Source organism: Acidithiobacillus sp. TH-A36, from assembly GCF_057473445.1.
Map to the genome: position 1 here is coordinate 1 of NZ_JBYCKP010000357.1, position 6,072 is coordinate 6,072.

Annotated in this window: 9 protein-coding genes; 6 read left to right on the forward strand and 3 right to left on the reverse strand. The window is 54.3% G+C overall.

Annotated elements, in window-relative coordinates; genetic code table 11:
- From AC2VLY_RS09505 to AC2VLY_RS09515, 3 genes are all read left to right on the forward strand, one after another.
- Positions 1-269 (forward strand): ATP-binding protein (locus tag AC2VLY_RS09505; protein ID WP_486922164.1); only part of this gene is annotated, 269 nt, incomplete at its 5' end.
- Positions 223-585 (forward strand): hypothetical protein, encoded by a 363-nt coding sequence (locus AC2VLY_RS09510; RefSeq protein WP_486892170.1) that lies wholly within the window; start codon positions 223-225, stop codon positions 583-585. The genes AC2VLY_RS09505 and AC2VLY_RS09510, both read left to right, overlap by 47 nt.
- A 3-nt stretch (positions 586-588) precedes the next feature.
- Positions 589-1,974 (forward strand): sigma 54-interacting transcriptional regulator, encoded by a 1,386-nt coding sequence (locus AC2VLY_RS09515; RefSeq protein ID WP_193651212.1) that lies wholly within the window; start codon positions 589-591, stop codon positions 1,972-1,974.
- Positions 1,975-2,140: 166 nt separating this feature from the next.
- Here AC2VLY_RS09515 and AC2VLY_RS09520 read toward each other — a convergent pair whose 3' ends face one another.
- Positions 2,141-2,512, reverse strand: a complete 372-nt coding sequence (locus AC2VLY_RS09520; RefSeq protein WP_227485418.1) for a rhodanese-like domain-containing protein — start codon at positions 2,510-2,512, stop codon at positions 2,141-2,143.
- A 125-nt stretch (positions 2,513-2,637) separates the two neighbouring features.
- On the opposite strand from AC2VLY_RS09520, the gene AC2VLY_RS09525 reads away from it, so the two are divergent.
- Positions 2,638-3,249: a histidine phosphatase family protein gene (locus tag AC2VLY_RS09525; protein ID WP_193651213.1), complete on the forward strand. Its 612-nt coding sequence runs from the start codon at positions 2,638-2,640 to the stop codon at positions 3,247-3,249.
- Positions 3,250-3,271: 22 nt separating this feature from the next.
- On the opposite strand, the gene speE is transcribed toward AC2VLY_RS09525, so the two are convergent.
- Positions 3,272-4,108 (reverse strand): polyamine aminopropyltransferase, encoded by an 837-nt coding sequence (gene speE / locus AC2VLY_RS09530; RefSeq protein WP_227485417.1) that lies wholly within the window; start codon positions 4,106-4,108, stop codon positions 3,272-3,274.
- 118 nt (positions 4,109-4,226) lie between these two features.
- Positions 4,227-4,628, reverse strand: coding sequence for an adenosylmethionine decarboxylase (speD, locus tag AC2VLY_RS09535; protein WP_010640598.1), 402 nt, complete (start codon positions 4,626-4,628; stop codon positions 4,227-4,229).
- 315 nt (positions 4,629-4,943) lie between these two features.
- Between speD and AC2VLY_RS09540 the strand changes: the two genes are divergently transcribed.
- Entirely contained in the window at positions 4,944-5,768 is an 825-nt protein-coding gene (locus tag AC2VLY_RS09540; RefSeq protein WP_193651214.1) for an ABC transporter ATP-binding protein, read from the forward strand.
- Positions 5,769-5,771: 3 nt separating this feature from the next.
- The coding region (locus AC2VLY_RS09545; RefSeq protein ID WP_486922165.1) for an ABC transporter permease at positions 5,772-6,072 on the forward strand (301 nt) is incomplete at its 3' end.

Here is a 6,072-nt window from a genome sequence, read left to right on the forward strand (position 1 = left end):
ATCCCGATGAGCGGGAAAAGATTTTTGATATTTTGTATCGCGGCGAAGCTTCGGATTCCGGAAAAATAGAAGGTAGTGGTCTCGGGTTGGCCATTGCCAGGGAATATGTGTTGAGTTATGGGGGAAGTCTTGAATTGCAGGATAAAAAAACACCAGGTGCCTGGTTTAGAGTGCGTTTACCCCTTGCTGGGCAGGATGCTTCCCATACTCATCATTCCGCTGATGCTGACGGGATGCGCCAGCACCCCAGTCCCAGCGCTTCCGTCTAATGCCGTACTGCTCAAACCGGGAGAACAGATTGTTAAAACCAGTGAGCTGGCAACCCTCAAGGCACAAATAGCCGAACTGGAAAAAGTGACCCCGGTGACTGCATCCTGCATTTCCGAAAAAGCCGAAGCGGCTGTCCTGGTTAAACAGTTGGCCGATGCCCGAGCGGGAGACCCCGGATACCAAAAGCTGGAAAACAAGGTGAACGATTTACAAAACCGTCTCCTTCAGTCGCAGCAGCATGAAGCTGAATTACGTCGTAAACTGAACGAATTGGTACAAATAGAGAAAAACGCCCGCTTTCCGCAGGGACACTGAATCATGACAGATAAAGGTAAAATCCTGCTGGTGGATGATGACGCAGATTTGCTGCGCTTGCTGTCGCTCCGCATGAAAACGGCAGGATATAACATCAGTACGGCGGCTAATGGCAATGAAGCTCTGGCGCTGCTGGCCATGGAGCATCCGGGGCTGGTGATTACCGACCTTAAAATGGACCAGATGGATGGCATGGCCTTGCTGGATGCCATTCGTCGCGAGTATCCCACCTTGCCCGTCATCATTTTGACAGCCCACGGTTCCATACCTGACGCCTTGCTGGCTGCCAACCAGGGGGTTTTTGCCTTTTTGACCAAGCCTTTTGATGGTAAGGATCTGATGACCCAGGTTGAACGGGCTTTCAGTTTGACTGCGGCAGTAGCGCCTTCTGCCGGGAAAAAGGGCAAGGATACCAGTTGGGATAGAATTTTGACCCGTAGCCCTAAAATGCAGGGGGTGCTGGATCAGGCGCGCCTGGTGGCAGCTTCGGATGCCAGTGTTTTTGTGCACGGTGCCAGCGGTACGGGCAAAGAGTTGCTGGCTCAAGCCATTCATCAGGCCAGTCCACGCCGTGCGCAGCCTTTTATTGCCCTGAATTGTGCAGCATTTCCGGAGCAGTTGCTGGAGTCAGAACTTTTTGGCCACAAGAAAGGCGCTTTTACCGGGGCGGCTAATAATCATCAGGGATTATTTCAGGCAGCGGAAAAGGGCACCCTGTTTTTGGACGAAATTGGCGATATGCCGCTTTCCCTGCAGGTCAAATTATTACGTGCTCTGCAGGAACGCATGATTCGCCCGGTGGGGTCGACAGAAAGCATCGCCGTTGATGTCCGCATCATCTCCGCCAGTCACCGTGATCTGGAAAAAGAGATGGCTGAACGGCGTTTCCGGGACGATTTGTATTATCGTCTTTGCGTAGTGACACTGGAGTTGCCCGCGCTGGCCGAACGCCCTGAAGATATTCCCTTGCTGGCGGAGTTTTTTCTGCGCGATACCGCCGCCAAAAACCGCAAGGATGTGCGCGGTATTGCTCCGGAGGCGATGGAGCTCCTGGTGGCGGCACCCTGGCCAGGCAACGTCCGGCAGTTGGCCAATGTCATTGAGCAGGCGGTGGTTTTATCCACCACACCACGTATTGGCGCGCCACTGATTCGCCACGCCCTGCGCGACAAGGAGGGCGAAGTCATGCCCCTGGCCGATGCCAAAGGGCGTTTTGAAATGAATTACCTGATTCAGATCATGCGTATGACGCGGGGAAATGTGAGTCAGGCGGCGCAGTTGGCACAGCGCAACCGCACCGAATTTTATCGTTTGTTAAGACGCTATCATCTGGATCCATCAGCCTTCAAGGAAAATGGAACGGCAGATGAAGAAGAAGGCGAAGAATGATGGTGGGGGAGATTATAATAAACGACTGTCCCCGCCGCGCTGGCAGCCTTTAGCAGCAGGCAGCCGCTCAGTGAAGGTGCCAAAGCACCCATGACGTCAGCGATTGAAGCTCGCCCAATCCACTTGCGGCTGAATTGGATTTCAGGCGAGCCTCGCCCTGATGTTTTCAGGGCTTGTGAACCGGATGATCGGCGTCATCCCAGGCGTCCATGCCACCTTGAATGGAATGAACATTGGTGTAACCCATTTTCTTTAATTGCTGGGCGGCCAGTGCGGCACGACCCCCGGTTTTGCAGTAAACCAGGATTTCCCGATCCTTGTCCTTGAGGGCCGGATGGGAGTCTGCCTTAAATTCGAGCATGCCCCGGGATATATGGTGCGCACCAGGAATATGGCCACCAGAAAATTCATGGGTTTCGCGAACATCTATGATAACCACTTCTTCCGACTGATGTTTGCCATGGGCCTGCTGTAAATCCATTTCCCGAATTTCTGCCTTGGCTTCCTTGACCAGTTCCATTGCTGTCTTGTTCATCATGCGCCCCTTGATCAGATAAATTAGATAAACTGATTAAACCATAACGACCCGCGACCATTCGCGCAAGCCTCTTGTCGGAGCGTCTATAGTTTGAAGGGTATCTGGCAAAAAACAGGAGAGCCATCATGCAAGTTGAATCCATTACCCTGGTACGGCATGGTATGACCGAATGGGCGGATCAGGGTAAGCATACTTCGGACACGGATATTGGTCTGACCTCCGCAGGACGCGCAGATGCCGAGGCGCTCTGGGCTGTGTTTGAAAATCAGGGGCATTTTGACGGGATTTATTCCAGCCCGCTGATTCGCGCCCATCACACGGCCATTCTTGCCGGTTTTGCGCATCCGCAATTGCATGATGATTTGATGGAATGGCGCTATGGCCGTTATGAGGGCAAGACTACCCAGGAAATTCACAAGGAAAATCCAGAGTGGAGCATATTCCGCTGTGGCGGGCCGGAGGGAGAAAGCCCCGCAGAGGTGACGGAACGCTGCGATCGGCTGCTTCACGACTGGGATACAAAAGGGCACAAGCATGTTCTTTGCTTTGCCCACGGGCACATTTTGCGCGCCCTGGCGACGCGCTGGCTGGGTTTGGATCTCCGCTTTGGAGATCATTTGCATCTGGACCCCGGGAGCATTTCCCGTCTGGCCTGGGAACATGATACGCCAGCCTTGCATCTCTGGAATTACTGTCCCCGGTACACCCATATCGGACCGGGGCAGTCTGCCCAATGAAGCGGTTCAGTTCCGAGCAGGTTTAGCCGAGCAGGAAAGCCGGGGCTACCTGAGCGGCCTGCTGCATACCCGCGTGGTAGTAGTGGGTGCCGGTAAAGGCTTTGGCATCTTCAGCGCGAAACGCGTCCATGCTCAGACCCTTGCGCCCCAAAGTGCCGCTCCACCACCCGGAGGGGTAGCAAAACTGGGGAAAATACACGCTGTTCACCGCATCAAAGCCTGCCTCCGTCATGCGGCTGTGGCACTGACGAATGAGATCAGCATGCAGTAGCGGGGATTCAGATTGGGCAACCAGAACGCCCTGCCCGGCCAGAGCGTGGTAACAGGCGGTATAAAAATCGGTGGCAAACAGGCCGGCAGCCGGTCCTACCGGGTCCGTGGAATCCACAATGATGACGTCATAACGTCCGGCAGGGGCCTCCTTGATCCAGGCTATGCCATCTGTAAAGTGAAAGTGGGCGCGGGGATCATGATTTTTTTCGCACAGCTCGGGAAAAAAGCGTTCGGCAACCCGGGTCACTCTTTCATCCAGTTCGACCTGCGTGGCTTCTTCCACTTCCGGGTGACGCAGCACTTCCCGGAGGGTGCCACAATCTCCGCCGCCAATAATCAGCACCCGTTTGGGTGCGGGGTGGGTGAACAGGGCAGGATGGCTCATCATTTCGTGGTACAGATAATTGTCACGATCGGTGACCATCACCAGACCATCCAGAGTCATGAGGGTGCCAAAATGTTCCGTTTCAAAAATTTCAATGGTCTGGTACGGACTTTGTTCGCGATGCAGTACTTCGCGGATTTTCAGGCTCAAGCTCGCGCCATGTTCTTCATAGCGTTCGGTATACCAAAGTTCTGTGCTCATGATTGCCTCTCATTGTGACCGGAATGGTATGTCCCCGCGTGGATTTTGCGGAAGAATGAGATAAAAGAAAAGGCGGGCTCCGGTATTCAGAGCCCGCCCGCTGTGGTGACGGGTACTTTCAGGCGCAGAGAACCGGCTTGACGCGCAGTTCATGGGCAGGAATGCCCATCATGTCTACTTGCCCGCGTTTCATCTCCATGGTGGAGACCTGGCCGGCACCAAAAGCTTCCTTGAGGTAATTCAAGGCATCTTCCGGCTGAATGATATCGCCACAGGTGAATACATCTACCGCTGCATAACCATATTCGGGCCAGGTGTGAATGGCCAGATGGGATTCCGCAACGATAACGGCACCACTGACTCCGTAAGGAGAAAAGTGGTGAAAGGTTTGCGTCACAATGGTGCAGTTGGCACGCCGAGCGGCCTCCAGCATGGCATCCGTGACAAAATCTACATCAGACAAGGTACTGCCGTCACAGTGATAAAAGTCTGCAACGATTTGATGTCCTAACGAGCGCATAGGTGCCCCCCTTACCAAAGTTAAAAAGGTTAAGAAGTAGCTCCCGTGCACCCCCAGACAGTACTTGGTTTTATGCCCTACCTTGCTGGAACGTGGCCATGCCGTGCTCCAAGTCTCTTAAGGACTGACCCCCTTAGTAACTGCTTTCGGTGCCGTGGAAACAGGATGCGAACTATACACTTATCCGCATGGGATGCAAGGGATTTTTCAGCTTTTTTTAGATCTGCCCGCAGGCCGATATTCTGCTGTTCTGGTGCCCTGTTGACCGTTCGGTTTATACTCTGACCCCTGACTGATAATGGAACAGGGATGCTCATGGCTGCTGAGGCTCTTGTAGAGCTGGAAAATGTGCGCTTTGCCCGTGGCTCGCACCCGGTGCTGGCGGGGGTAGACATGCATATTCCCCGGGGTGCCATTGTTGCGCTGATGGGGGCCAGTGGTGGGGGCAAGACGACCATGCTCAATCTGATGGCCGGAACCTTGCGTCCACAGTCCGGCCAGATTCGTATTGCCGGGCAGGATCTGCAAAAGCTCAGTGAGGATGCCATGTATGGTCTGCGTCGGCAGATGGGGATGTTATTTCAGCACAGTGCTTTGTTTACCGATTTGAGTGCCTTTGAAAACGTGGCTTTTCCGCTGCGCCGGCATTTCCGCCTTCCGGAGAACCTGCTGCGCAAGTTGGTCATGATGAAGCTGGAGGCGGTGGGGTTGCGTGGCGCTGCGGGTCTGTTTCCGGCAGAGCTTTCGGGAGGAATGGGGCGCAGAATCGCCCTGGCCCGGGCGGTCGTCATGGATCCGATGTTGATATTTTATGATGAACCTTTTACCGGGCTGGATCCCATCAGCGTGGGAATTATCGCCTCACTCATCAAACGGCTGAATACGGCCCTGGGGGCGACCAGCGTATTGGTGAGCCATGATGTGGAAGAAACTTTTTCTATTGCCGATTACGGTTTTATTCTGGCGGGCGGCAAAATCATTGCTGAGGGCAGCCCGGCAGACTTGCGTGCCAGTGATTCCGCCCTGGCTCGACAATTTTTGGGGGGGCAGCCCGATGGGCCGGTGCCTTTCCATTATCCGGCCCGCCAGGATTATGCCGCAGCGTTGCGGGACAGTCATGCCGCTGGCGAGGTGCTATAGCCCATGGCTATGCTCGAATTTATTCCGCAATTGGGCCGACGCGCCTTGCAAACCGTTCCCGGCCTGGGTGTCGCCAGTAGTTTTCTGTTATCGAGCCTGCTGAGTGTGTTTAATCGGCATTTCAGCTTTCAGCAATTATTCCGGCAGATTTATGGTTTTGGTGTGCGTTCACTGATTCTTATGGTGGTCGCGGCGTTTTTTACAGGAATGGTTCTGGGATTTCAGGGTTATTACGCGCTGGTGCGCTTTGGGGCCACTTCGGCTTTGGGAACGCTGATTGCCCTGTCGTTGCTGCGCGAGCTGG

What these genes read in the sequence shown, in the direction of transcription:
- AC2VLY_RS09510 (WP_486892170.1), top strand. Translation starts at nt 223, where the DNA reads ATGCTGACGGGATGCGCCAGCACCCCAGTCCCAGCGCTTCCGTCTAAT.
- AC2VLY_RS09515 (WP_193651212.1), top strand. Translation starts at nt 589, where the DNA reads ATGACAGATAAAGGTAAAATCCTGCTGGTGGATGATGACGCAGATTTG.
- AC2VLY_RS09520 (WP_227485418.1), bottom strand. Translation starts at nt 2,512, where the DNA reads ATGATGAACAAGACAGCAATGGAACTGGTCAAGGAAGCCAAGGCAGAA.
- AC2VLY_RS09525 (WP_193651213.1), top strand. Translation starts at nt 2,638, where the DNA reads ATGCAAGTTGAATCCATTACCCTGGTACGGCATGGTATGACCGAATGG.
- speE (WP_227485417.1), bottom strand. Translation starts at nt 4,108, where the DNA reads ATGAGCACAGAACTTTGGTATACCGAACGCTATGAAGAACATGGCGCG.
- speD (WP_010640598.1), bottom strand. Translation starts at nt 4,628, where the DNA reads ATGCGCTCGTTAGGACATCAAATCGTTGCAGACTTTTATCACTGTGAC.
- AC2VLY_RS09540 (WP_193651214.1), top strand. Translation starts at nt 4,944, where the DNA reads ATGGCTGCTGAGGCTCTTGTAGAGCTGGAAAATGTGCGCTTTGCCCGT.